We start from the raw sequence: 25,714 nt of genomic DNA on the forward strand, positions 1-25,714 counted from the left end.
GTGAGCAGCCCCGGCGAAGAGCCCGCATGGAAGCAACGCGCCGTGGAACGCTCGCTGCGCACCGCGAAACTGCGAGCCGAAGAGCGCGTGCAACGCTTCCTGGACGCAGCCCAGGCGATCATCGCCGAGAAGGGCACCACCGATTTCACCGTGCAAGAGGTGGTCGATCGGTCACGCCAGTCGCTGCGCAGCTTCTACCTGCAGTTCGACGGTAAGCACGAGCTGCTGCTCGCCCTGTTCGAGGACACCCTGGCCCGGACGTCCGAACAGTTGCGTGCAGCCACCGAAGGCAAGACCGATCCACTGCACAAGCTGCAGGTCGTCGTGGAACTGCTCTTCGAACTGTGCCGCCCCGACCCGGTCGCGCAGCGCCCGCTGTTCACCGAGTTCGCCCCGCGATTGCTGGTCTCCCATCCCGCCCAGGTCAAGCTCGGCCACGCGCCGATGCTGGCGCTGTTCACCGAGTTGATGGACGAGGCGGCCGGAGCCGGACAGCTGCGCGCCGGTGTGAATACCCGCCGAATGGCCGCGATGGTCATGCAGACAGTCATGTTCACCGCGCAGTCCAACGGCAATCCCGACGAGGAGACTCAGAACCCCATCACCGCCACCGAGGTATGGAACTTCTGCGCGCACGGGTTCACTCCCGAGCGGTAATGCCATTCTCGTTTGCGAGAATTTGACATACACTCAGGTCATGTCCGACCTGTGGAGTGATCTTGTCGACTGCCTCGACATCACACGAGTACCGTCCCCCGACACTTCCGGCGAGGCCGAGACCGTGTTCGAGGGCAGCAACCAGCACCTGACCTACCACCGCGTGTTCGGCGGCCAGATCCTCGGCCAGTTCGTCCGCGCGGCGGCGTCGAGCTTCCCCGACAAGCAGGTGAAATCCCTGCACGCGCTGTTTCCGCGCGAAGGCCGCTCCGAGGAGCCGATCCGCTACCGCGTACGCCGCCACCACGCCGGCCGCACCTTCGCCTCGGCGTCGATCGTCGCCGAACAGGCTTCGGGCGTGATCGCCACCGCGTCGATCTCCCTGCACGCCCCCGAAGACGGACCGCGGCGCCAGACCACCGAACCGGTGCCCGCGCTGCCCTCGGCCGAGCACAAGGCCGACTGGGATCTGCTGCCCTGGGAGATCCGCGCTACCCGCGATATCGACGACAAGGGCAGCAGCGCACCGGAATTCGAGTTCTGGATGCGCACCCCCGCCGTCGACCCGCAGCTGGCACAAGCCCTCGCGTCCTACGCCACCGACCTCACCCTCATCGGAACCGCCCTGCTGCCCCAAGAGAGTTTCTCGCAGAGCGGCAACGGCACCGCCTTCCTCTCCGCAGTCACCTCCCACACGCTGTGGTTCCACCGCGAATTCCGCACCGACGACTGGCTGTTGCTGCGCCAGCACAGTCCGATCCTCGCCCACGGGCGCAGCTTCGGGCGCGGGGACATCCTCACCGAAGCCGGCGATCTGGTCGCGTCCTACGCTCAGGAGGCGATGGTCCGGCTACCGTCGTAACAGTTCCAACCGGTGCGGCCACCGCGGGAGTCGCAGGTGCGGTCCTCGTCCGGTCATCTACGGTTTCGTGAAGAAGCGACGTTCGCTATGCTGGCGGTCCGCCCCTCACTCGCAGCATGGACGCATCTGTCCTGGAGGCTATTTCGCTGCGTACAACCCGGCAGGTGCTCGACTCGTCTTCGCAGAAGGGAACTTCGTGACCAACGACCGACCGGACGCGGACGATGAGCTCGGCCAACTACTCGGTAAGTTCCAGGCTTTGGACGAGGAACAGTTGTACGCCGAACTCGGCGCCTCCCACTTCGGCGAAACCTTGGGCGTTCGGCCGTCCGAGTTCGGACGCTACCTGCGCACCGGACGCCTGTGGTTCGAAAAGCACGAGTCCGAGATCCGCGAACGGCTGTGCTCGCACGAGAGAATTGTGCAACTACGCGCATCGTTGGACCGCGATCAAGCCACCGAACTCGCGACGATCGTCGATATCCTGCTGAGCCTCTACGGTCAGATTCCGGCCGCCATCGTCGCGATCATCATCACCAGACGAGGACTCGACAGGCTCTGCCCGGACAGATGACGGCGATGAAGGCCCGGAAGTGGGCCAAGTTTCATCGAATGATCGTCTGCGACGACGAGCCGACGGCGGACGAGCCGGAGGATCCGGTGGTCGCCGCGATCGTCACGTTGCTGCGGCGTCGAGTCATGGCCATGACCGCGGAATCGAGAGGCAGCGCGCGCGAGGCGATGGCGAGAGTCTGGATCGAGAGGCTCCCCACCGGTTATTGCACCACCGAACTGCGGCCGGTCGAGGACGAATACGCGATCCTCGTCGACAGCGGACTCGAAGACTCCATCCTGCTCGGGGCGAAATTCTTCGCCCATCACTTCGACGGAACAGTCTTCGAGGTTGCCGCCGACGAAGCACACACCGGTGCGGCATTCGAACGCTACTACGCGACACTGATGTCCCAATTCTTCCTTCACGGCCGGCTACACAGAGCCGACATCATTTCGGCCGGATATGATCGCATGATCGCATCTCGAATCTGCCTCGAGGCAACAAGTTTCGTCATCGCCCACGAACTCGGGCACGCCATGGCCGGCCATCAGCACTTTCAAGGGGATAATCAGTGGCTGGAACAGTCCACGATCCCGCCCGCGTACAACGCCTTCGCACAAGAAATCGAAGCGGACGCCATCGCCGTGCAGATAGCTTTCGGCGACATGTGGAGTAGATCCGTTGGGCAAGGTGAGATCGAGCTGCGCCTGCTCGCAGTCCGCCTGGCATTCCAGACCCTGCAAACGGTGGAGCGCTGCGCATTGGTGCCGGTCTTCGCCAAACATCTTCCTGCCCCGCAACGCTGGGCCGGTATCCTCTCCTTCTTGAGGGAACGGCTGCCGCAATGGCTGCTCGACAAGCACCAAGCCACTTGGGTATCGCTGGGCGCACGGCTGACCGTGGGAGCTGTTTCCGAACTCCTGCCACCGGATGCCGATATCATCGAGGAACTTCGCGATGCGGGTTGGATCGCCGCATCCTGGTCATACTCTGGCAGTGACTGGAGAGAACTGGAGTCGGCGGCGTGGCAGTTCCGTCTCCGCCGCCCGATCCTGGACATCTTGATCGGACACGAGGTCTGTCTAATCGAGGATCGGCCCGATCAGACACTCGCCGACGCTTGGCGCGTAGGCTCGCGGTACATCGACGACTTCACCAGCTCGTTGCCGGATTGGTTGACAGGCGATGATTCCGGCCGCGGATCCGCTACCTCCGGTGACCTGATCCAGTACCTCAGGTATCGCGACCGCTGGCCGGAACCGTTCCGCGCCGGTACCGATATCCCGCTGCCGCTGCACACCATGGCCGCAGCGATTGGTCACCGTGTCGCGGAACACCGTGACCGTCGCATGGCCCGCAAACCTGCCGACCCTCGGGATGCGCCGGATCATGCAGGCACGGAATGAGGTGCTGCACTATGCCTCATCATCGGCCTGCATCGGCGAGGTATTCCCCCTCGGCAAGATGCGCCGATACCTCGAGCGCCCCAACAGCGACTATCTCGCGCACACCGATCGATCGGCCACCTCTTCAGCCCTTACGAGCTGATCGAGTGCCCACGCGAAGAAGGCCGACTCAGGTATGGCGTGGTCAGGCCGGACCGCCCAAGGCCCAGCTCCGATCCTTGGTGATCTGGCGGCTCATCGCCCGCGCCATGCGTGACGCCTGGAGTACCGCGCGTGCGGCGAAGGGTCCGGCGTGCCGCTCGTCGACAATCTCGGTCCACAAAGCCAGCCAGCGCTGGAAATGCGCGACGGTGAGCGGGTGCTGCTGGTGCAGGCGGGTGTGGACCGCGAGCGCGCTGCCGCGGTAGGTCTTGGTGCCGAACAACACCGTTTCCCAGAAGTCGCACATCACCGGCAGGTGGGATTCCAGGCCCTTCTCGCGAAGCTCGGTGAACGGCTCGACCAGTTCTTCGTCGATCAGCGCCCGGGAGTAGAAGGCGCGCAACAGTGCTTCGATGTCCGCGCGGGTGGTGAGATCGCCGCGCTCCGTCTGCACTGTCATCGAATCCTCCTCGCCCAGCCGGGTGTGGGGCCCGGGGTCACCTCGCTCGCGCGGCGGGCCTACTACCGATGGTAGTCCGGGACCACCGGCGCTCAGGCCGGTGAGACGGACGAGACAGGCTGGTACCACTGGCAGGATGGAATGGTTCAGCCATCCACAGCGGAGAGGGCGCAAATGACCATCCTGGTGACAGGGGCCACCGCAAATATCGGCCGCAAGGTCGTCGACCACCTGCTCGCGCTGGGCGCCAACGACATTCGGGCGCTCACCACCAACCCGCGTAAGGCCGCGCTCCCCTCCGCGGTGCAGGTGGCCGAGGGCTACCTGCGGCAACCGGACACCCTGCCCGCGGCATTCGAAGGGGTCGATCGGATGTACCTGGCGCCCACACCCGACAATGTCGCCGAGGTGCTCGCGCTGGCCCGCGCGGCCGGTGTGCGACATGTCGTCGATCTTTCCGGTGAACCGGAGAGCTGGCGGGGCGGCGTCTGCACGGCCGTCGAGGACAGCGGCATGGCCTGGACTCATCTGTGGCCGGGGGATTTCATGGAGAACACCCTGATCTGGGCGCAGCAGATCCGCGAGACCGGCGCTGTCCTGGAGCCGGTGCCCGAGGCCGCGAGCGCGCCGATCGCCATGGACGACATCGCCGCTGTCGCCGCCACCGCCCTGCTGACCGACGCACATCTCGGCCGTGCCTACCCGCTGGCGGGGCCGGAGATCCTCACCCGCACCGACCTGGTCCGGCATCTCGCCGAGGCACTCGGTCGCGGCATCACCTTCCAGCGGGCATCCCGTGAGGAGACCATCGCCGTTCTGACCCCCGCCATGGGCGACACCGCGACCTGGTACGTCGACAACGTTCTGACCAGTTTCGACGTGCCGGCGTCAGCTCTGCCGATCACCAGCGTCCAGGAGATCACCGGCAGGCCCGCGACGACCTTCGCCCGGTGGGCCGCCGACAACGCCGCGCGTTTCGCTGTCGACTGACGGGAGCTACCGGGGGATTGAGCCGTAGCCGCCGAGGGGTGAGCACTCCGACCCACGCTCACCTGCTCGGCGACGGGTTGGTCCCCGTGTCGAGGCAACGGTGGGCTGGCGTCGACAGCAGCGTGTCGGCGGCGGAATAGGCATCCAGCGCCCCGGCGCCGACCGCATCGGCCAGCCGGTCGAGGTCGCTGTGCCCGCGTAGCCGGCTCTGGGCGAGAGAGAGGATCTGGGCGCGGGCGCGGGCCGTGCGACGATCGCGGGTCTCGGCGCGGCGGTGGGCATCGATGGCGGTGATCAGTTCGCCGACGCCGACGCCACGGTCGGCGATCAAGGTGAGGATCGGGACGGACGCCTCCGCGCGCAGATCGCGGACCGTCTGCTGGGCGCCGTCGCGGTCGGCCTTGTTGACCACGAGGATGTCGGCGACCTCGAGCAGACCGGCCTTGGCGGCCTGGATCGCGTCTCCCGCACCGGGATTCAGGACCACCAGCGTGGGGTCGGCGACTGCGGCGATCTCGATCTCGGATTGGCCGACACCGACAGTCTCGAGCAGCACCACCTCGTAGCCGACCGCGGCGAGCAGGGCGAGGGCCGCGGGTACCGCTTCGGACAGGCCGCCGAGGTGGCCGCGGGCAGCCAGGGAACGGATGAAGACGCCCGGATCGTCGATGTGTCGATCCATCCTGATCCGATCCCCCAGCAGCGCGCCCCCGCTGTAGGGCGAGGACGGGTCGACGGCCAGCACGGCCACGCGCAGACCCCGTTGCCGGTATGCGCCCACCAATGCCGAGATGGTGGTCGACTTTCCCGCTCCGGGTGGTCCCGTGACGCCGATGACCAGTGCCGAGGCGGACTCCCCCCGCAGCGCGTCGCGCACCGACGCACTGGCCGGTCCTTCGACCGAAGTGAGCAGTCGCCCTAGCGCACGGGGCGATCCCGCCCTGGCCCTCGCGAGCAGATCAGCCACTCCGTCGTCGTCCGGCGTCGGCTCGGCATCCGAATCCGCGACCTCGGCCGGGACGGCCCCCGCTCTCCGGGGCGGCGCCGCATCGGGGGCGACGCCGAGGGACACCTCGGCACCGGACGCGGTGGGCGGACCATCCGCCGAGGGCACGACGGCACTCGTCGCGCCCTCGGATACGGCGACGAATTCGCCGCCCGGCTCGCTCACGGCGCGGGGACCTCGATGACTGTGGCCGATCCCATGCCGCCGCCGGCACACAGCGCCGCTATCCCCAGGCCGCCGCCGCGACGGCGCAGTTCGTGCACCAGGGTCACGATCATGCGCGCACCGGTCGCCGCGACGGGATGGCCGAGCGAGCACCCGCTGCCGCTGAAGTTGACCCGGTCGGCGTCCAGATCCAGTGCCGCGATCGTGGCCAGCGGAACAGACGCGAACGCCTCGTTGATCTCGATCAGCGAGACATCCGAAAGCGAGACCCCGGCGCGCGCAACCGCTTTGGTGATGGCCTGGATGGGCGCGAGACCGGTGTCGTACGGATCGACGCCCACGCTCGCCCAGCCTCGGATGACCCCGAGGGCAGGCAGTCCGAGTCGATCGCTGGCGACGGCCAGTGCCGCCGCGCCGTCGTTGGCGCCCGAGGCGTTGCCCGCGGTAATGGAGAAGCCCTCGATCTCGGGGTGCAGCACCTTCAGTGAGGCCAGTCGCTCGAGGTTGGTGTCGCGGCGGGGATGCTCGTCGGTGTCGAACAGCCCGTGCGGGGTCTGGATCGGGACGATTTCTTCCTTGAAGCGCCCCTCGTCGATGGCGGCGATGGCGTTGCGGTGCGAGCGCAGCGCCCAGGCGTCCATCTCCTCGCGCGAGATCCCCGCTTTCACCGCCGTGTTCCAACCGACGGTGATCGACATGTCCATGGCGGGGGCGTCCGGGCGGTCCGGGTGGCTCGGCGATGTCCACGGGTCCGCCCAGGTGTCCGGACCGGTCCTGAATCGCGCTCGGGGCGCGGTGGAATCGGAGTTCACCCCACCGGCGATGACCAGTTCGTCCATGCCGGCGCGAATCGACGCGGCGGCCGTCTGCACGGCCGACATCCCCGCCGCGCAGTGGCGGTTCTGGGCCAGCCCCGGCACCCCGGTCAGTCCCGCGGTGATCGCGCCGTGGCGGGCGAGCACGCCGCCGCCGTAGCGGCCTTCGCCGAGGACCACGTCGTCGATGCGGTCCGGGTCGAGCCCTTCGGCGGCGGCTCCCACGATGTGCCGGGCCAGCTCGAAGGCGTCGGTATCGCGCAGCGTTCCTTTCCTGGCGGTTCCGATCGGGGTCCGGGTCGCGGACACGATGACGGCCTCAGGCATGGTGACACTCCAATCACGTATGAGAATATAATTCTCTCAACACGAGAGTTCAGTTTCAAGAGAGGGTCGCGACATGCAGATCAGTGGAAGCTCAGCCCTGGTGGTCGGCGGTACCGGTGGACTCGGTGAGGCCACCACGCGCAGGCTGGTCGCCGCGGGCGCCAAGGTCGTGGTCGCGGATGTGGCCGACGAGAAGGGCCGCGAGCTGGAGAAGGAGCTCGGCGTCCGGTACGTGCACACCGACGCCACCGACGAGGACTCGGTGAACGCCGCCATCGCCGAAGCCCGATCGCTCGCCCCGCTGCGCATCTCGGTCGATACCCACGGCGGCCCCGCCCAGGGCGGCCGGCTCATCGGAAAAGACGGAAAGCCGTTGGCGCTGGACGGCTTCCGCACGACCATCGAGTACTACCTGACCGCCGTCTTCAACGTCCTCCGGCTGTCGGCGGCCGCCATCGCCGAGGCCGAACCCCTGGAAGAAGGCGGGCGCGGCGTCATCGTCAACACCGCCTCCATCGCCGCCTACGAAGGTCAGATCGGGCAGCTGCCGTACGCCGCGGCCAAGGGCGGCGTGGTCGGCATGACCCTGGTCGCCGCCCGCGATCTGTCGCCGCTGGGCATCCGGGTGGTCACCATCGCGCCGGGCACCGTCAACACCCCCGCCTACGGCAAGGCCGCCGACCAGCTCGAGCAGTACTGGGGACCGCAGGTGCCCTTCCCCAAGCGCATGGGCCGGTCCACGGAGTACGCCCAGCTCGCGCAGTCGATCATCGAAAACGACTACCTCAACGGGGAAGTCATCCGCCTCGACGGCGCGTTGCGGTTCGGACCGAAATAGCCCGGCCCCGCGTGCCGTCGACGCGCTTCGACCGAGCCGCACCGAAAGCAACGACCGGTGCGGCTCGGTCGATCGTCTACGGGATGCCGCCACCGCTCTCGTCAGGGGGCACCGGCAACGAGCCCGATACGAAGATCATCGGCGTTCGACGCGAGGACAGCCGGTGGAAGGCAACGATCTCGAAAGGCAGATGTAGATCAGTCGCCTTCGGACGTGAGCCGGGCGATGGTGGCCCGGAAATCGGCGGTCTGGAACGACTGGTCCTCGGCGATGTTCGCGTAGTCCAGCGTCGCCAGCACCGCGCGCTCCAGGTGCAGGTTGAGCATACGTTTGGTGCTCTCCACCGCCTGCCTGGGCAACTCGGCCATGCGCTTGGCGCAGGCCAGCGCCTCCGCCATCGGATCGGCGACGATGTGGTTGACCAGCCCCATCTCCCGCGCCCGCTCGGCGGTGATCTTCGCACCGGTGAGGGCGTACTCCTTGGCCAGCATGAGGCTGGTGTGCAGGGGCCAGGTGAGCGGTCCGCCGTCGGCGGCGACCAAGCCGACCTGTACGTGCGGGTCCTTGAGGTAGGCGGATTCGGCGATGTAGGCGATGTCGCTCAAAGCGACCAGACTGCAACCCAATCCGACGGCGGGGCCGTTCACCGCCGCCACCACCGGGATGCGGCAGCGTGCCATGCCGAGGACGATGGCGCGACCATGGGCGATGGTCTTGGCGCGCAGATTCTCGTCCCCGGCGAGCTCGGCGAGATAGGCGAAGTCGCCGCCCGCGCTGAACGCCTTGCCCGCGCCGGTCAGCACTGCGGCACGCGCCTGCCGATCCTCGTCCAGGCGCGGCCAGAGCTGGGCCAGCGCGGTGTGCAGGTCGTCGTTCACAGCATTGAGGGCATCGGGGCGGTTCAGCGTGATGACGCGGATCGGGCCGTCGGCGCGGACCTCGATCACGTCGGGAAGGTCGTACATGTCAGGCTCCTAGTTCGAGGATGCGCGAGGCGATGATGTTCTTCTGGATCTGCGAGGTGCCGCCCATGACGCTCTGGGCGCGGCTGTAGAAATAGGCGCCGAGCAGTTCCTCGTCGCCGGTGCCGCCGACAGCGAGGGCGGCGTGGCCGACGGATTGGTCGACCCAGGTCATGAGGAGCTTGTCCAGGGAGCCGTCGGGGCCGTGGGTGACGCCGTCGAGTTGTTCGGACAGCCTGCGGCGCACGTGCAGGCGCAGCATCTCGGCCTGCACGGCGGCCCAGCGCAGGTCTCCGGGCGGGTTCGCACCGGCACGGGCTGCCAACTGCCGCACCAGTTTTCCGTAGCGGGCGGCGTAGCCGAGGGTCGAGGGTTCACGTTCGTGGCCGACCACGGTCATGGCCAGCTTCCAGCCTTCCCCCGGGGCGCCGACCATCTGATCGGCGGGCACGCGGGCGCCGTCGAAGAGAACCTGGCCGAACTCGCGGGTGACGCCGCTGATCATCTGCAGCGGACGCTGTTCGACGCCGGGCTGCTTCATCGAGACGACGAACGCCGAGATGCCTTTGTGCCGAGGCGCATGCGAGTCGGTGCGGGCCAGCAGCAGGCACCAGTCGGCGACGTCGGAGTAGCTGGTCCAGATCTTGTGGCCGTGGATCACGTACTCGTCGCCGTCACGCACGGCCGTGGTGCGCAAGGAGGCGAGGTCCGAGCCCGCGCCGGGTTCGCTGAAACCCTGGCACCAGCGTTGGGTCCCGTCGATCATGCCGGGCAGGAAGCGGTGCTGGAGCTCCTCGCTGCCGTGCCTGCCCAGGCCCTGCACGAGGTAGCCGAGGCTGGGGCGCGGCGGTGCGCCGGCGAGCGCGAGTTCTTCGTCGAGGATGACGTCGTAGACGGGCGGCAGATCCTGTCCGCCGAACTTCACCGGCCAGGACAGGCCGAAGAAGCCCGCCGCGTAGAGCGCGTGGTGCCAGTCGCCCTGCCTGGCCCAGTATTCGTCGCCACTGCTCGGGTAGTCCGCGGCGTTGTCGGCGAGCCAGGAGCGCAAGCGCGAGCGGAATTCCGCTTCGCGGGCCGAGTCACGATAGTCCAAGGTCGATCTCCTCCAAACGTACGGGGAACCACTCGGCCGAGGTGAGCGCTCGGCGCAGGAACACGTGGGCCAGGCACTCCCAGGTGTTGCCGATGCCGCCGTGCACCTGGATGGCGGTCTCACAGACGGTGCGGGCGGCGCGGGTGATGTAGAGATGGGCGATGCGGGCCGCTCGCAGGGCATCCACCGGATCGAGTTCGTCGACCGACCAGGCCGCGTGACGCAAGACGCTGATCGAGCCTTCGATCAGCGCTCGGCTCTCGGCGAGCAGGTGCGCGACCGCTTGATAGCTGCCGATCGGGTGACCGTACTGTTCGCGGACCTTCGCGTAATCGATGGCCAGATCTTGCGCGCCGCGCGCCGCACCGAGCTGATCGGCGGCGGTAGCGGTGATCGCCAGGGCATACCACCGGGTGCAGCGGTCTTGTGAGATCTCGCTGAGCGTGTCGAATCCTGTCGCCAGGTCCGCATCGCGGCGGGTGAGATCGGCGGCGGGCAGCCGATTGCCGACCGGAGCCCAGAGCAGCAGGCCGTCGGCCGGTTCCAGAGCCCGATCCCGGCCGCGGGCGTCGACGGCCCGCCCGTCCACGGCGACGGTCCACTCGCCCGGCTCGCCACCCTCGCCGAGCAGGTCGTCGGCCAGCACCGGCCCGAGGAAGGCGACGTCCACCAAGCCCCTGCCGAACTCCTCGGCGACCAGCGCGACCTCCACACCGGACGCGCCGTCGGAGCGCAACGAACGCCAGCCCGCCGTCTCGACGGCCTTGTCCAGCCGGGCGACCCGCTGTTCGTCGTCGAGGTCGGCGACCGAGCCCGGACCGAGTTCGTCGGCCAATCGGGCAGCGGCGTCGCGTAATTGACGCTGTTCAGCGGTCAGACGGACATCCATGACGCTCCTTCAGTACTCGGCGCAGCACCTTGCCCGAGGGCAGGCGGGGAATCTCCGGGACGAACACGATCCGGCGCGGTTTCTTGTAGGTGGCCAGTCGGCTGCCGATCAGGTCGACGAGTTCTTCCTCGGTAACCGGCTCATCCGCGTGGACCGCGGCGATCACCGCCTCGCCGTCGGCCGCGTCGGGCACGCCGAAGACCGCGCAGTCGGTGACGCGCGGGTGGCCGTGCAGAACGGCTTCGATCTCGGCGGGCGCGACCTGGAAGCCGCGAACCTTGATCATCTCCTTGGCGCGGTCGGTGAGCCTGATCCAGCCGTCGGGATCGACGTAGCCGACATCGCCGGTCCGGTACCACCCCTCGTCGAAGGCACCGGCCGTCGCTTCCTCCGGCAGGTAGCCGGACATCAGAGAGCCCGCGCGACATTGGATCTCACCGATCTCGCCGGTCTCGAGCACCTGCCCGGAATCCAGGTCGACCACGCGGACCTCCACGCCCGGCGCGGCCTTGCCCACGCTGTCCAGGCGCGCGCCCTCGAGCGGGTTGCAGGCGATGACGGGCAGTTCACTGGCTCCGTAGGCGGGCAGCCACGCGACTCCCGCCCGGCGGGTGACGGTCTCGGCCACGCTGACGGTCACCGGGGTCGCGCCCCACATGATGTAGCGCAGCGAGCTCAGGTCGAAGGACTCGAGATCCGGATGCGAGGCGATGGCCAGGGCGATCGGAGCGACCGCCATCTCGATGGTGATCCGGTCGTCCTGGATGCACGAGAGCATGGTGTTCAGGTCGAAGCGCCGATGTAGGCGCATCCACGCTCCGGCATCGAGCGCGGTGACGATATTGAGCAGGCCGAGGATGTGCGACGGCGGAGTGGCGACCTGGATGCGATCGGCGGCGGTCAGCCCGAGCACTTCGCGCCACTGCCGCACCGCGACCGCCAGCGAACCGTGCGTGTGCCGCACCGCTTTCGGCATCCCGGTGGTCCCGGAACTGAAGACGAGCACCGCCTCCGCCGCCGGATCGACGGCGGTCGGGTCCGCCGTTCGCGGAGTGATCGGATTGTCGAGGTGGCGCATGGGCAGCAGTTCGGCCAGCACGGGATGGTCACCGGCCCCGTGCACCGCCCCGGTGACGGCGAGCGCGTGCACGACCTCGTCGTTCTTCCAGGCCGGACTGATGAGCACGACCGCCGCGCCGAGCCGCCAGATCGCCAGCACGGCGACGACGAACTCCGGCCGGTTGGACGACATCAGCGCCACCCGGTCACCGGCCCGGACACCGCGGAGGGCGAGGTCGGCAGCCAGGCCGGCGGCGAGTTCGTCGAGTTCGACGCGGCTGTAGGACCGCTCCTCGAAGACGAGGGCGATGGATTCGCTCCCAACAGACATTTGAGATGATCCCGTCTCGTGGCTGAGAATGTGATTCTCTTAATATTAGAATATATGTACCAAAGGAGGCGGTCGATGGCGAGACCCACGAACGTTCAGCGAGCCGGGTTCCAGACCGCGACGGTGACCCGGATCGTGAAGGAAAGCGTGGACGCGCGCACCTTCGTGCTGCGCCCGCACGAGCAGCCGATCACCTACCGCGCCGGGCAGTTCTGCACGTTCCGCGTCACCGTGGACGGGGAGGTCCTGTACCGGTCGTACTCGATGTCCAGCGCGCCGGAGACCGACTCCGAGCTGATGACCACCGTCAAACGCGTTCCGGGCGGCAAGGTGTCGAACTGGATGCACGACAATCTGACCGAAGGCGACGAGCTGGAACTCGGCCCGGTGACGGGACGGTTCTGCCTTCGCGAGAGCGCCGCGCCGCTGCTCGGATTCAGCGGCGGCAGCGGGATCACGCCGATCCTGTCGCTGGCCAAGTCGGTGCTGGCCACCACCGATCGCCGGGTCAGGTTGCTCTGCGCCGACCGGGACGCGGACTCGATGATCTTCGGCGAGGCATTGACCGCACTAACCGCGCGCTACCCGGGACGGCTCGAGGTTCGCCGCCATCTCGACAGCTCGGGCGGTTTCCTCGACGCCGACGCCGTCCGCGCCTTCGTCGGCCCGGACGGGCACGGCGAGGCATACGTCTGCGGGCCGGAAGCGTTCATGGAGATGGTCGAGAACGCGCTCCCGGGGCCGGGCGCGATCTACAGCGAGCGGTTCGGAACGCCCGTGCCGGCGACACCACCGGTGTCGGCCGACCCGATCGCCGGGGGCGCCGCGGTCGTCTCGCCGGAAATCGGCCCGTCCGGCACACATACGTCGGTGTCGGCGGCAACTCCGGCGACTGCCGCACCACCACCCCAGGGCGAGACCGGCACCGTGACGATCCTGCTCAACCGCAAGAAGAAGACGGTGCCGCGCCGGGCCGGCGAGACCCTGCTGGAAAGTGCCCGGCGCGCGGGGCTGGTCCCGCCGTTCTCGTGCGAGGCGGGCAACTGCGCTACCTGCATCGCGAAGGTCACCAGCGGGCACGCGACGCTACGGGTCAACGAGGCGCTGACAGACGACGAACTGGACGAGGGGTACGTCCTCACCTGCCAGGCGGTGCCGGATACGGATTCGATCACCGTCGACTACGAGTGAGCTCAGTGGGAGTGGGCGGACACGCCTGGACATTCCACTGCCGACGCGAGAACCGCCGCGCTATCTGCGATCCCGGCGGTTACTCCACTGTCGCCGCGCAGCCCACATCCCCAGAAACTCACGCACTTCCGGAACACTCGCGTGTGGTCGCACCGCCGCGACCAGCTCGCCCAGTCGCTTCTGGAGCCGCGCGGATGCCAGATCCGATATGGCGGCGAAGGTGCCCGCCAGGTACTCGCATGCCTGCGCCGTGTTCCCGCTCCGGATGAGGTTGTGCGCCAAGTGCAGCTGCCACGAGGCGCGTTCTCTCGGCCAGGCCGCCGAGCTGTCGATGGCCTCCCGGAGGTGGTCGGTCGCCGCGGCGTGATCGCCGAGCCGCCTATGCGCTTTGCCGGATACGCCGCTCATTTGGGCTTCGGGCAGGTACACCCAGTCCGGATCGAAGCCGCGCGTGGAGTCGTATGCGCGAAACGCTCGTCCGATCGCGGCATTCATCTCCGTCCGATCCCCCCGGGCACCATTCGCCTCGGCCTCCCGGAGCGCCATGAGTGCCCGCAGTCTCGGCCCACCTCGGCGGCGGGCTGCCCGTGAAGCCGCCTGGGCGTACTGCACGGCCATCCGGTCGCCGGTGCTGTTCGATCCCAGCCGGTTGACCATCAGGTGGCTGGCGTTGCCGAGAGCATGAGCCGCGGCAATTCCGTCGTCGGCGGCGATCGCGGTCTGGGCCGCCTCGGTGTAGTAGCGGGCAGCCACATCGGATTGCCCGGAGTCGTAGTGCACCCAGCCGGCTGCCGTCATCATCTCGGCAGTGGCGCCGGCCAGGTCCCGCCCGACCGCATCGCTGTAGGTGCCGACATCGAGCAGATACTGTGCGTAGCACACTTGCCCGGCGGAGAGACCACGCAGTCGATCCCCGCCGATCACGAGATCGAGATCGTGGATTTGGCTGATGCTGTCCGTTATGGCGGCGACATCAGAGGCACCGACCTTGACGGCGGTGCCGGAGTCGCGAGCAGGAGGCGCCGCCGCGCTCGCAGCCGACACGGCAATTCCGCCGACTCCGAGGGCGCCGGTCTCGAAGAATTCGCGACGCTTCACGTCCGCCTCCTCTTCGTCTTCCACTACCAGTATGGCAAGCGGAACATGGAGCGCTCGGGCAATACGGCGTAGGACGCGAACATCGTGGATGGCGGGTCCGTTACGCTCGAGGTGGGCAATGACGATCGTTCGAAGGCAAAGCCATTGCCGGGCAAGGGTAGCCGAAATCACGACCGCTGCCTCATGGCGGCGCCCGGAGCGAGCGCTACGGGCTAGCCGTCTTCCCCGAGCCGGGGCGGCCGCCGATACCGCGGCCGATAGCCCTCGACCCGGATCGGGCATCCGACCAGTCGATGCTCCCCCGCCTGGATCAGTGCATCGGGACTGGCGTCCAGCGCCTCGGGCAGTTCACGGACAGCGGCGGCCGGGATGCCCAACGGCCGTAAGCGCATCTCCCAGTTCGCCGCGGTGTCGGCGGCCAGCGCGGCGGTCACGACCGCGAGTACCTCGTCGCGGTGGGTGACCCGCTCGCTCATAGTGGCGTATCCGTCGATGCCCGCTTCTCCCGCGAACGCTTTCCAGAAGCCGTCGTGGGTGACGAACAGGGCGAGGTGGCCGTCCGCGGTCGGGAAGAGTTGCGCCGGGACGTAATACGAGTGAGCGCCGTTCGGGCGGCGTTGCGGCCGCTTGCCTTCGGCGAGGTAGGCGGCGGCGTGGTAGTTCAACTGCGACAGCATGACCTCGTAGAGCGAGACGTCGATCTGGCCGCCGCGCCCGGAGACGATCTGCGCGAGCAAACCCAGCGCGGCGGTGAGGCCGGTCGAGTTGTCGGCCGAGGAATAGCCGGGCAAGGTCGGTGGGCCGTCGGGGTCGCCGGTGAGGGCGGCGATGCCGGTGGCCGCCTGGATGACGTAGTCGAAGGCCGGATCGTCGCCGCCGTGCAGGCCGTAGCCGGTGATGGCGACGCACACGATCCGCTCGTTCACGCGACGCAGGCTGTCGTAGGTCAGGCCGAGGCGGTGGATCGCCGAAGGCTTGAGATTGACCAGCAGAGCGTGGGATTCGGCGGCCAGTTCGGCGAGTTTCGCCTGGCCACGTTCGGTGCCGAGCTCGAGGCGGATGCTGCGCTTGCCGCGGTTCAGGCTGGCGAAGTAGCTGTCGCTCACCTGGCGGGAGATGTCGCCGCCCGGCGGCTCGAGCTTGATCACCTCGGCGCCGAGATCGGCCAGCATCATGGTCGCGTACGGCCCCGCGAGCATGGTGCCGACCTCGAGGATCCGGATTCCCGCCAGCGGACCCTCGTCAGCCGCGCTCACCGTACAGTCCCTCCTCCGGCGTGCCACCGGTCCATCCCGCGCGAGCACCCGTAACGAACACGCGCACACCGACGGGCCACATGCGCGGGCAAGACCCCGACGGCCGAGTGCGGGCCGCCGGGCGCCGCCCGCTCATCGCAGGGCCTCGGCGATGTCGGCGATCATCTGACGGGTGCGGCGTTTGGAGGCGACCAGTTCGTCTCGGGTGTCGCCGATGGGGAGCAGCCGCACCGACAGGTCTGTCGCGCCCGCGTCGGCGTACCGGCGCAGCCCGGCGACGATCGCTTCTTCGTCACCGGCGATGCACAGGTCGCCGATGTCGCGGGCCGAGCCTTGTTCGAGCAGGCGCTGGTAGTTCGGGGAGACCTCGGCCTCGCCGAGAATGCGGTTCGCCCGCGCTTTGGCCTCGTCCACTTCGCCGGGCGCGCACAGGCACACCGGCAGTCCTGCGACGATGCGCGGGGCAGGGCGGCCCGCGTCGGCGGCGGCTTTGGTGATCTTGGGGACGACGTGGTCGGAGACGGCCTTCTCGTCGGCCATCCACAGCACCGTGCCGTCGGCGTGCTCACCGGCGATGCGCAGCATGACCGGGCCGAGCGCGGCGATCAGCACCGGCAGCGGGGCGACCGGGCCGAGGTCGAGGGGGTTGTGCACGGTGAACGTGTCGTTCTCGACGTCGACCCGACCGGGACCGCGCAGTGCTGCGTCGAGCACCTCGAGGTAGTCGCGGGTGTAGGCGGCGGGGCGGTCGTAGGGCAGGCCGAGCATGTCCCGCACGATCCAGTGGTGTGAGGGGCCGACTCCTAGGGCGAGCCGGCCGCCTGCGGCCGCATGGACCGACAGCGCCTGCCGGGCGAGCGCGATGGGATGTTGCGCCTGCAACGGGACCACGGCGGTGCCGAGTTCGATGCGGCCGGTGCGCAAACCCATGGCCGCGACGGCCGTGAGAGCATCGAAATCGGTGGGGATCTGAGGGATCCAGGCGGTGTCCAGACCGGCCGACTCCGCCCATTCGATATCACGCAGCATCCGGTCGAGCTTGCGACCGGAGTCGCCCTTCTCCGGCCCGATCATCACACCGATACGCACTGTTCCTCCAAGCTGTCCGGCGCTTCGCCGGACCATCGGGCCGGCGGCGACGACCATCGTCGGCCTGCGCGCCGCCGACCACCGTTTCCTGGGTCACCGCCGGTGTCGACGGCGACCATTGCTTCCCGCAGCGCCGCTGCCGGAGACGGTGCGTCCCCCGTGGGACACCGCCGCCTTCCATGCGAGATCTCCACGCTCTTCGCGGCCCGGCTGCTGATGCTGTCGACGCTCGGTCGTCCCGGTAAGCCGTGCGGCGACGACCGCTGTCGCGGCTCTCGCCCCACTCGTCAGGTATCGCACACGCGTCCCCACCGGCTCGACCGCTGTCCCGATGCCGCGCACCACGGCCTAGTTCGCCGCCGATGTCGTGAGTGCGCGGATCTCCTCGACCAGCGTCTCCAGCGCGGTTCCGGTCGGAAAGACCGCCGCCGCACCGGCTTCCAGCAGCACCGGCACGTCCGCCCGCGGAATCGTGCCGCCCACGACCACCGCGATGTCGGAGGCGTCGGCGGCCCGCAGCGCGTCGATCACCCGCTGGGTCAGCGCGACGTGCGCGCCGGACAGGATGCTCAGGCCGACCACGGCGACGTCCTCCTGCACCGCGATGGCGACGATCTCCTCCACCTTCTTGCGGATGCCGGTGTAGATCACCTCGAAACCCGCGTCGCGCAGGGTGCGGGCGACGATCTTGGCGCCGCGATCGTGACCGTCGAGTCCGGGTTTGGCGACCAGCACGCGGGCGGGCATCAGAACACCACCGGCTGCTGGAATTCGCCCCAGACCGCTTTGAGCGCGGAGGTCATCTCCCCCACCGTGCAATAGGCGTTGGCACAGGCGATCAGGTGGTGCATGAGGTTGTCCTCTCCCTCCGCGGCCCGCGAGAGCGCGGCCAGCGTGTCCCGCACGGCGGCGGGGTCGCGTTCGGCCTTGACGCGGGCCAGTCGCTTCAACTGCCGCTCGCGGCCCTCGGCGTCGAGCGCGTAGGTGCCGATGTCGGGGGCGGGCTCGTCGGTGACGAACCGGTTCACCCCGACCACCGGCCGCTGTCCCGACTCGACCGCGTGGTGCAGGTCGAAGGCGGCGTCGGCGATCAGGCCCTGCAGGTAGCCGTCCTCGATGCAGCGGACCATGCCGCCGCGCTGTTCGAGGTCGCTCATGATCTCGACGATCCGTTTCTCGGTCTCATCGGTGAGCGCCTCGACGAAGTAGGAGCCGCCGAGCGGGTCGGCCACCCGGGTGACGCCGGTCTCGTAGGCGAGGATCTGCTGGGTGCGCAGCGCCATGGTCGCCGATTCCTCGCTCGGCAGCGCGAACGGCTCGTCCCAGGCCGCGGTGAACATCGACTGCACGCCGCCGAGCACCGCCGCCATCGCCTCGTAGGCGATGCGTACCAGATTGTTCTGCGCCTGCGGGGCATACAGCGAGGCGCCGCCGGCGACGCAGCCGAAGCGGAACATGGCCGCCTTGTCGCTGCTCGCGCCGTAGCGCTCGCGCACGATGGTGGCCCAACGGCGTCTGCCCGCACGGTATTTGGCGATCTCCTCGAAGAAGTCGCCGTGGGTGTAGAAGAAGAACGAGATCTGCGGGGCGAACTGGTCGATGGTCATCCGGCCGCGTTCGACCAGGGTGTCACAATAGGTGACGCCGTCGGCGAGGGTGAAGGCCATCTCCTGGACGGCGTTGGCGCCCGCGTCGCGGAAGTGCGCGCCCGCCACCGAGATCGCGTTGAAGCGCGGCACCTCGGCGGCGCAGAACTCGATGGTGTCGGCGATCAGGCGCAGCGAGGGCTGCGGCGGCCAGATCCAGGTGCCGCGCGAGGCGTATTCCTTGAGGATGTCGTTCTGGATCGTGCCGGTGAGCTTCGCCCTGGGCACGCCCTTCTTCTCGGCGGCGGCGACATAGAGGGCCAGCAGGATCGCGGCGGTGCCGTTGATGGTGAAGCTGGTGCTGATCTTGTCGAGCGGGATCTCGTCGAAGAGCACTTCGGCGTCGGCCAGGGTGTCCACGGCGACGCCGACCCGGCCGACCTCCTCGCTCACCTCGGGATCGTCGGAGTCGTAACCGCATTGGGTCGGCAGGTCGAGCGCGACCGAGAGTCCGGTACCGCCCTGCTCGAGCAGATACCGGTAGCGACGGTTGGACTCCTCGGCGGTGCCGAACCCGGAGTACTGCCGGAAGGTCCACAACCGGCCGCGGTAGCCCGTGGGGAAGTTGCCCCGGGTGAAGGGGTAACTGCCCGGCGGGGGCGGATCCGTTCGCCTCGCCTCGGGCCCGTAGCTCGGCTCCAACGGTATGCCGGACGAGGTCTGCACTTGCTCGTTCATCACTTGAATACGTTACTTGCAGAAAATGAGAATGCCAATACCATTCTAGGCGAACGCATAATCGGAACGCCCCGGACCAGCGGGAGAACGGACGGCACATGAGCACTCCCCCGCCCTTCCGAGTCGTCCAATGGGCCACCGGCACCATCGGCCGCCGGTCACTGCGCGCGATCCTCGCGCACCCGGGGATGACGCTCGCGGGCGTCTATGTGCACTCGCCGGACAAAGCAGGCCGGGACGCGGGTGAGCTGTGCGGAACGGATCCGGTGGGCGTCACGGCGACGACCGATATCGAGCAGATCCTCGCCCTCGACGCCGACTGCGTGCTCTACATGCCGATCACCTTTGACGCCGACGAGGTCTGCCGCCTGCTCGCGGCCGGTTTCGACGTGGTCACCACCTGCGGCCGATTCCACCATCCGGAGACCACCGAGCCAGGACTGCGCGCACGGGTCGCCGCGGCCTGCGCCGAAGGCGGCGCCTCGATCCACAGCACCGGCAGCAGCCCCGGCTTCATCACCGAGGCCATCCCCTTGGCGCTGACCTCGGTCCAGCGCGAGCTGACCGGCCTGACGATCGACGAATACGCCGACCTGTCCCGGCGCCCCTCACCGGAACTGCTGTTCGGCATCATGGGATTCGGCGGCCCCGCGCAGACGGCCGATCCGAGCCGAGCCGCATACCTGCGCGACAGTTTCGGCCCCTCGCTGCGCCTGGTCGCCCGGGCGCTCGGCCTGCCACTCGACGACCTCACCGCCCATGCCGAACTCGCTTGCGCGCACACCGATGTCGACATCGCCGCAGGCCGTATCCCGGCGGGCACCGTCGCCGCCCAGCGCATCACCGTCACCGGAGTCCGGGCGGGCGCACCTCTACTGACCTTCCGCGCGACCTGGTACTGCACCGCCGACCTCGACGCCGACTGGCGCATCGGCGACACCGGCTGGCACCTGTCGGTGGACGGCGACGCTCCGCTCGAGGTCGACATCCGGCTCGCTGTCGACCTGGACCGGATGGCTCAGGTATCCCCCGGCTACACCGCCCATCGAGCAGTCAATGCGGTGCCCGCCGTCTGCGCCGCCGAGCCGGGTATCCGCAGTTCGGTCGAGCTCCCGCAGATCATCGCAGACTTTCGACCCAGGGGCTCCGATCCGCTATCGTCTATACCATGAGCGAGAGCGTCATTCTCCTATAGATAGATTGACAATTTCGCGAGACTGACAATCTCACGTCAGCCCCGTTCCGCAGACGCCCACGTACGCGAGGAGTCCCATGAACACCGACGACCTGATCCTGGTGAGCATCGATGACCATGTCGTCGAGCCGCTCGACATGTTCGACGGTCACGTCCCGAAGAAGTGGGCCGATCTGGCCCCGAAGGTCGTCGTGGACGATCAGGGCATCGACCGCTGGATCTACCGCGACCGCCCGACCGGCGTCGCGGGTCTCAACGCCGTGGTCACCTGGCCCGCCGAGGAGTGGGGCCGCGATCCCGCCGGCTACGCCGAGATGCGCCCGGCGGTCTACAACGTGCACGATCGAGTGCGCGACATGGACGCCAACGGGGTGCTGGCCTCGATGTGCTTCCCGACCTTCACCGGGTTCAGCGCCGGGCATCTGGCCCACCGAAAGGACGAGATCACCGTCGCGATGATCCAGGCGTACAACGACTGGCACATCGAGGACTGGGCGGGCGCCTACCCGGGCCGGTTCATTCCGATCGCCATCCTGCCGCTGTGGGATCCGCAGCTGGCCGTGGCCGAGATCGCCCGCGTCGCGGCCAAGGGCTGCCATTCGGTGACCATGCCGGAGCTGCCGCACATCGACGGCCTGCCCAGCTACCACGACATCGAGTACTGGGCGCCGGTGTTCGAGGCGCTGTGCGAGCACAACACCGTGATGAACCTGCACATCGGCCAGGGCTTCGGCGTGCTGCGCCTGGCCCCGGACGCGCCGATCGACAATCTCATGGTGCTCGCCCCGAGCATCTCGCTGATCGCCGCGCAGGACCTGCTGTGGGGACCGGCGTTCCGCGCCTACCCGAAGCTCAAGATCGCGCTCTCCGAGGGCGGCGTCGGCTGGATCCCGTTCTTCCTGGACCGCTCCGACCGGCACTACACCAACCAGCGCTGGCTGCGCCGTGACTTCGGCGGCAAGCTGCCCAGCGAGGTCTTCCGCGAGCACGTGCTGGCCTGCTACGTCACCGACCGGACGGCGTTGAAGTTCCGTCACGACATCGGCATCGACAACATCGCCTGGGAGTGCGACTACCCGCATTCGGACTCGATCTGGCCCAACGCGCCGGAGTTCGTGCTCGAGGAGCTCGAGGCCGCCGGGGCCACCGACGACGAGATCCACAAGATCACCTGGGAGAACGCCACCCGCTGGTTCGACTGGGATCCGTTCCGGCACATCCCCCGCGAGCAGGCAACCGTCGGTGCGCTGCGCGCCAAGGCGACCGACGTGGACATCTCGACCACCTCGCGCAAGGAGTACGCCGCGGCCTACGCCAAGCGCGCGGGCTGATCACGCACGAAGGCGGGCCGCAGCCTCTCCGGCCGCGGCCCGCCTTCGTGTTCGGGCGAGGTGTCAGGACACCGCGCCCGCCACCTTCAATTCCACGATCCGATCCCAGCTCAGACCCAGCTCGAGCAGCACCTCGTCGGTCTGCTCGGCGAATCCCGGCGCGGGCCGCAGATCCGGCGCCGTGACATCGAATTGGACAGGATTGGCCACCAGCTCCAGCTCACCGGCCTGCCGCAGGTACTCGTTGGCCCTGATCTGCGGATCGCTGAGCACCTGCTCGGAGTCCTGCACCGGCGCCCATGGGCCCGACAGTGTCGCCAGGCGCTCGGTCCATTCCGCCAGCGTGCGGCGCCCGATCTCGGCGCGCAGGATCTCCACGGCCTCGGCGGTGTGCTCGGCGATGCTCGCGGCATCGGCGAAGCGCGGGTCCTCGGCCAGTTCCGGACGCTCGATGTGGCGGCACACATCCGCCCAGAATTTGGCGGGCTGCAACATGACGAACGAGAGGTACCGTCCGTCGGCGGTCGAGTAGAGACCCGACAGCGGATTCGTCGGAGCGCCGTGCGCGCCCGGCTTCGGCGCGATCATCGGCTTCTTGCCGTGCGCGGACAGCGCGACGGTGTGCCCCAGCGACCACAGACCGCTGCCGAGCAACGAGACGTCCACGACCGAAGGCTTGCCGGTGCGTTCACGTTTGAGCAGTGCGGCGGCGATCCCGCCGGCCAGATTGGTGCCGGAGATGGTGTCGCCGAAGGCGGGACCGGGCGGCTGGATCATGCCCTCGACACCGGGCGCGGTGATCGTGGCGGCGATCCCGCCCCGGCACCAGAACGCGGTCATGTCGTAACCGCCGCGGTCGGATTCGACGCCGCGCGGACCGAGCGCGCTGCCGCGGGCGTAGACGATCGACGGATTCACCGCACGGATGTCGTCGACATCGATGCCGAACTTGGTCCGCGCCTGCGGCAGGAAGCTGGTCAGGAACACATCCGCGCCGCGGGCGAGCTCGTGGATCACCGCACGCCCCTCCGGTGTCGACATGTCGACACCGATGCTGCGCTTGCCCCGGTTCGCGTGTTCCACATTGGGATTCGGGTCGTTCTCGACGACGAACTGCCCGACCCGGCGCAGCCCGCGCTGCGGATCCCCGGTCACCGCGTGCTCGACCTTGATCACGTCGGCGCCCCAGTCGGCCAGCACCGCCCCCGCCGACGGGACGAACCCGTACATGGCCACTTCGAGTACCCGGATACCCGCGAGCGGGCCGTCGGCCTCCGTTGTCTGTGTCATTCGACAATCTCCGTCATTTCGAAATCTCCGTCATTCGTCGGTCGCCGCGTTCGCCGATCGTCGTCATTCGAGGTCGGACATGCTCTTGTCGACGTCGGCCAGCGTGGTCGGCTTGCCGTGGTCGACGGTGTAGCGGTAAGGCGTGAAGCCACAGCGGAAGACGCCGGTGTCGGGGTCGAAATCCGCGGCCCGCCAGCCCTCCGGCGTCGCCTGCTGCACGTTGAAGCACCGCGGCTGATCCGAGCGCGGCTTGCTCAGATCGACCGGGGCCTGCAGGCCGCCGCCGGTCCACGCGGTTTCCTTGCTCGCGGTCTCGAACACACAGCGCCTGGTCAACTCGTCGCCGCACGCGGTCGCGGACTCGGCGAACAGCAGCCAGGCCGGGAACGCGCGCAGCACCTGGTAGGTGATGGGGCTGTCGGGCGCGTACTGCTCGAACATGTCCCGCAACTGCGCCACCGCGGGGACCTGATCGGCGGCGTCGAGCGGCGCCGTACCGGCGAGATCGACGAAGTTGTTCTGCGCGGCCAGCGAGGCTCCGGCGCCGTCGAGGAAGGCCTGCTTGTAGGAATTGGAATTGGCGTCGATCCAGTCCGGCTTGTAGTTCAGGCTGGTCAGCGCTTCTTCCAGCTTGGTGAGAGCCCGGTGCTCGCCGAGGAAGATCAGCCCGCGCACACCGTTGCTCTTGATCGCCTGCGCGTAGGGAGTCCAGTCCGCGAGGCCGCCGAGCGGGTACAGGCCGCTGTAGGCGACATTCGCGCCCGAGGCGGTCAGCGCCTCGGTGAGCTTGTCGCCCATCACCTTGGTGATCGGGGAGTCGCCGGTGAGCAGGCCGATCTTGCCCTTGGACTCCGGATACGCCTGCGTGGTCAGCCAATTGTAGAAGCCCGTATAGGGATTGACGTCCTCGGACAGCGATGAGCCACCACCCAGCTGCAGATCCGAGCCGGTATTGGCGGTCTGGGTGACCTGCGCGGGGAACTCCGGGAGCAGGCACTTCAACCGGTCCTTGACGCCGAGTCCGTCCAGCGCGGCCGCGCCGCCGACGAGGAAGAAGTCCTCCCGACAGGCTTCGAGCATGCGCTGACGCACCTCGGTGAGCCGGGTGTCGCGCAGATTGGTCACCAGCTCACGGCCGTTGATCCCGCCCGCGGCATTGCACCACTCGACGAACACCTTTGCCGCGTCGGCGATATCGGGGTCCTTGGTGAAGCCGATATCGGAGAAGAGCCCGATTTCGATCTGCGTGGCGCTGACGCCCTGGGCCGACGCGGACGAGGCGTCACCGGGCCCGCACACGCTCTTCAGATCACCGAAGTCGCCGGAGGCCGCGGCGACCGAGAGTCCCGGATCCTCGCCGGCGCCTGGCTCGCGAGCACATCCCGCGGCGGCCAGCGCGAGCACGCATACCGCGACGGCGGCCTTCCTCAGCGTGCGATGTCGCCGCGTGCCGGTTCGGCCGGGAGCGAGGCGCGCCGCGCGGAATCGTGGAGTGCGCATGGGACATCCTTGTGGTCGAGGCGTGAGCGAGCGGGTCCGGCGACCCCCACAGCCGGTACCTGTTCGGAGAATATCATTCTCTTGAAATGAGTATGTCGTTTTTGAAACGCTGACGCCCACCGGGGGCGCATCCCTTGTGATATGGGGTTATCCGGTACAGTGCATTCATGTTCTCTTCACATCACCGGGGCTGGAGGCGCCCGTGACCAGCCCGAGCGAGCAGCCGGCCTGGAAAGAGCGCGCCGTCGAGCGTTCCCTGCGTACCGCCAAGCTTCGCGCCGAACAGCGCGTTCAGCGGTTCCTCGACGCTGCCCAGGCGATCATCACGGAGAAGGGCAGCACGGATTTCACCGTGCAGGAGGTCGTCGACCGCTCCCGGCAGTCGCTGCGCAGCTTCTACCTGCAGTTCGACGGCAAACACGAGCTACTGCTCGCGCTGTTCGAAGATGCGCTCGGCCGCACCGCCGACCAGTTGCGCGCCGCCGCCGACGGCGAGACCGAACCTCTCGACAAGCTGCGGGTCACCGTGGAGTTGCTGTTCGAGTTGTGCAGGCCCGATCCGGGCGCGCACCGTCCGCTGTTCACCGATTTCGCCCCCCAGCTACTGGTCAGCCATCCCAGCCAGGTGAAGGTCGCGCACGCGCCGATGCTGGCGCTGTTCACCGAGCTGATGGAAGAGGCCGAGGCCGCGGGCGCGCTGCGTGCCGGTATCGATCCGCGCCGCATCGCCGCGATGGTCATCCAGACGGTCATGTTCACCGCTCAGTCGGCGGCAGCCGAGGAGGATCAGCGGCCGATCACCGCCGCGGAGATCTGGGATTTCTGCGCGCACGGATTCACCTCCGGCAAGTGAGCCACTGAAACGAGGCGGATTGCGGGGCAA

At 68.3% G+C, this 25,714-nt stretch carries 24 protein-coding genes; 10 read left to right on the forward strand and 14 right to left on the reverse strand.

Features of this window, described 5'->3' with window-relative positions; genetic code table 11:
- The 4 genes from NS3_RS22475 to NS3_RS22490 all read left to right on the forward strand — a co-directional run bounded on the left by NS3_RS22475 (window position 1) and on the right by NS3_RS22490 (window position 3,481).
- On the forward strand, window positions 1-657 hold the full coding sequence (locus NS3_RS22475) for a TetR/AcrR family transcriptional regulator (protein WP_067862981.1): 657 nt from the start codon (window positions 1-3) through the stop codon (window positions 655-657).
- Between the two features lie 40 nt (window positions 658-697).
- Window positions 698-1,519, forward strand: coding sequence for an acyl-CoA thioesterase (locus NS3_RS22480; RefSeq protein ID WP_067862984.1), 822 nt, complete (start codon window positions 698-700; stop codon window positions 1,517-1,519).
- A gap of 67 nt (window positions 1,520-1,586) precedes the next feature.
- Window positions 1,587-2,093: a hypothetical protein gene (locus tag NS3_RS22485; RefSeq protein ID WP_157101476.1), complete on the forward strand. Its 507-nt coding sequence runs from the start codon at window positions 1,587-1,589 to the stop codon at window positions 2,091-2,093.
- Window positions 2,090-3,481 carry a hypothetical protein gene (locus tag NS3_RS22490; RefSeq protein ID WP_067862990.1) on the forward strand — a complete coding sequence of 464 codons (1,392 nt, stop codon included), beginning with the start codon at window positions 2,090-2,092 and terminating at the stop codon, window positions 3,479-3,481. Before NS3_RS22485 ends, NS3_RS22490 begins: the two co-directional genes overlap by 4 nt.
- Window positions 3,482-3,665: 184 nt before the next feature.
- Here NS3_RS22490 and NS3_RS22495 read toward each other — a convergent pair whose 3' ends face one another.
- Complete coding sequence (locus tag NS3_RS22495; RefSeq protein WP_067862993.1) at window positions 3,666-4,082, reverse strand: group III truncated hemoglobin; 417 nt, start codon at window positions 4,080-4,082, stop codon at window positions 3,666-3,668.
- Between the two features lie 174 nt (window positions 4,083-4,256).
- Here NS3_RS22495 and NS3_RS22500 point away from each other — a divergent pair, with 174 nt between their 5' ends.
- Window positions 4,257-5,072 carry an NAD(P)H-binding protein gene (locus NS3_RS22500; RefSeq protein WP_067862997.1) on the forward strand — a complete coding sequence of 272 codons (816 nt, stop codon included), beginning with the start codon at window positions 4,257-4,259 and terminating at the stop codon, window positions 5,070-5,072.
- 58 nt (window positions 5,073-5,130) lie between these two features.
- On the opposite strand, the gene meaB is transcribed toward NS3_RS22500, so the two are convergent.
- Window positions 5,131-6,039, reverse strand: coding sequence for a methylmalonyl Co-A mutase-associated GTPase MeaB (meaB, locus tag NS3_RS22505; protein ID WP_067863137.1), 909 nt, complete (start codon window positions 6,037-6,039; stop codon window positions 5,131-5,133).
- 200 nt (window positions 6,040-6,239) lie between these two features.
- Window positions 6,240-7,385, reverse strand: a complete 1,146-nt coding sequence (locus tag NS3_RS22510; RefSeq protein WP_067862999.1) for a thiolase family protein — start codon at window positions 7,383-7,385, stop codon at window positions 6,240-6,242.
- 73 nt (window positions 7,386-7,458) lie between these two features.
- Between NS3_RS22510 and NS3_RS22515 the strand changes: the two genes are divergently transcribed.
- Window positions 7,459-8,223, forward strand: coding sequence for an SDR family NAD(P)-dependent oxidoreductase (locus NS3_RS22515; RefSeq protein ID WP_067863002.1), 765 nt, complete (start codon window positions 7,459-7,461; stop codon window positions 8,221-8,223).
- Between the two features lie 197 nt (window positions 8,224-8,420).
- Here the strand turns inward: NS3_RS22515 and NS3_RS22520 are convergent, their stop codons facing one another.
- The 4 genes from NS3_RS22520 to NS3_RS22535 are packed head-to-tail and all read right to left on the reverse strand — an operon-like array spanning window position 8,421 to window position 12,557.
- Complete coding sequence (locus NS3_RS22520) at window positions 8,421-9,188, reverse strand: enoyl-CoA hydratase/isomerase family protein (RefSeq protein WP_067863004.1); 768 nt, start codon at window positions 9,186-9,188, stop codon at window positions 8,421-8,423.
- 1 nt (window position 9,189) lies between these two features.
- Window positions 9,190-10,278 carry an acyl-CoA dehydrogenase family protein gene (locus NS3_RS22525; protein ID WP_067863007.1) on the reverse strand — a complete coding sequence of 363 codons (1,089 nt, stop codon included), beginning with the start codon at window positions 10,276-10,278 and terminating at the stop codon, window positions 9,190-9,192.
- Entirely contained in the window at window positions 10,265-11,167 is a 903-nt protein-coding gene (locus NS3_RS22530; RefSeq protein ID WP_067863010.1) for an acyl-CoA dehydrogenase family protein, read from the reverse strand. The genes NS3_RS22525 and NS3_RS22530 overlap by 14 nt, the downstream gene beginning before the upstream one ends.
- Entirely contained in the window at window positions 11,145-12,557 is a 1,413-nt protein-coding gene (locus NS3_RS22535) for a class I adenylate-forming enzyme family protein (RefSeq protein WP_067863014.1), read from the reverse strand. Before NS3_RS22535 ends, NS3_RS22530 begins: the two co-directional genes overlap by 23 nt.
- A gap of 75 nt (window positions 12,558-12,632) precedes the next feature.
- Between NS3_RS22535 and NS3_RS22540 the strand changes: the two genes are divergently transcribed.
- Window positions 12,633-13,748 (forward strand): ferredoxin--NADP reductase, encoded by a 1,116-nt coding sequence (locus tag NS3_RS22540; RefSeq protein WP_067863018.1) that lies wholly within the window; start codon window positions 12,633-12,635, stop codon window positions 13,746-13,748.
- Between the two features lie 60 nt (window positions 13,749-13,808).
- On the opposite strand, the gene NS3_RS22545 is transcribed toward NS3_RS22540, so the two are convergent.
- The 5 genes from NS3_RS22545 to NS3_RS22570 form a co-directional block, all read right to left on the reverse strand.
- The gene (locus tag NS3_RS22545; RefSeq protein ID WP_507762087.1) at window positions 13,809-15,128 is read right to left on the reverse strand and encodes an NsdA family TPR-like regulatory protein; all 1,320 of its coding nucleotides are present in this window, start codon (window positions 15,126-15,128) and stop codon (window positions 13,809-13,811) included.
- Window positions 15,059-16,102 (reverse strand): CaiB/BaiF CoA transferase family protein, encoded by a 1,044-nt coding sequence (locus tag NS3_RS22555; RefSeq protein ID WP_067863028.1) that lies wholly within the window; start codon window positions 16,100-16,102, stop codon window positions 15,059-15,061. The genes NS3_RS22545 and NS3_RS22555 overlap by 70 nt, the downstream gene beginning before the upstream one ends.
- Before the next feature lie 132 nt (window positions 16,103-16,234).
- Window positions 16,235-17,191, reverse strand: a complete 957-nt coding sequence (locus NS3_RS22560) for an LLM class F420-dependent oxidoreductase (protein ID WP_067863032.1) — start codon at window positions 17,189-17,191, stop codon at window positions 16,235-16,237.
- Window positions 17,192-17,539: 348 nt separating this feature from the next.
- Window positions 17,540-17,938: a cobalamin B12-binding domain-containing protein gene (locus NS3_RS22565; RefSeq protein WP_067863035.1), complete on the reverse strand. Its 399-nt coding sequence runs from the start codon at window positions 17,936-17,938 to the stop codon at window positions 17,540-17,542.
- Window positions 17,938-19,515 carry a methylmalonyl-CoA mutase family protein gene (locus NS3_RS22570; protein ID WP_067863038.1) on the reverse strand — a complete coding sequence of 526 codons (1,578 nt, stop codon included), beginning with the start codon at window positions 19,513-19,515 and terminating at the stop codon, window positions 17,938-17,940. Before NS3_RS22570 ends, NS3_RS22565 begins: the two co-directional genes overlap by 1 nt.
- 98 nt (window positions 19,516-19,613) lie before the next feature.
- Here NS3_RS22570 and NS3_RS22575 point away from each other — a divergent pair, with 98 nt between their 5' ends.
- Together NS3_RS22575 and NS3_RS22580 are read left to right on the forward strand one after the other, a co-directional pair.
- Window positions 19,614-20,687, forward strand: coding sequence for an NAD(P)H-dependent amine dehydrogenase family protein (locus tag NS3_RS22575; RefSeq protein WP_067863041.1), 1,074 nt, complete (start codon window positions 19,614-19,616; stop codon window positions 20,685-20,687).
- 100 nt (window positions 20,688-20,787) lie between these two features.
- On the forward strand, window positions 20,788-22,041 hold the full coding sequence (locus NS3_RS22580) for an amidohydrolase family protein (RefSeq protein WP_067863044.1): 1,254 nt from the start codon (window positions 20,788-20,790) through the stop codon (window positions 22,039-22,041).
- A 63-nt stretch (window positions 22,042-22,104) separates the two neighbouring features.
- Here NS3_RS22580 and NS3_RS22585 read toward each other — a convergent pair whose 3' ends face one another.
- Both NS3_RS22585 and NS3_RS22590 read right to left on the reverse strand, forming a co-directional pair.
- Window positions 22,105-23,331 carry a CaiB/BaiF CoA transferase family protein gene (locus NS3_RS22585; protein WP_067863046.1) on the reverse strand — a complete coding sequence of 409 codons (1,227 nt, stop codon included), beginning with the start codon at window positions 23,329-23,331 and terminating at the stop codon, window positions 22,105-22,107.
- Between the two features lie 63 nt (window positions 23,332-23,394).
- Window positions 23,395-24,831, reverse strand: coding sequence for an ABC transporter substrate-binding protein (locus tag NS3_RS22590; RefSeq protein WP_084495837.1), 1,437 nt, complete (start codon window positions 24,829-24,831; stop codon window positions 23,395-23,397).
- Window positions 24,832-25,033: 202 nt separating this feature from the next.
- On the opposite strand from NS3_RS22590, the gene NS3_RS22595 reads away from it, so the two are divergent.
- On the forward strand, window positions 25,034-25,684 hold the full coding sequence (locus tag NS3_RS22595) for a TetR/AcrR family transcriptional regulator (protein WP_067863049.1): 651 nt from the start codon (window positions 25,034-25,036) through the stop codon (window positions 25,682-25,684).
- Window positions 25,685-25,714 lie beyond the last annotated feature (30 nt).

Origin of the sequence: Nocardia shimofusensis NBRC 100134, assembly GCF_001613125.1 — a bacterium.
In the GTDB taxonomy this organism is placed as follows: Bacteria; Actinomycetota; Actinomycetes; order Mycobacteriales; family Mycobacteriaceae; genus Nocardia; species Nocardia shimofusensis.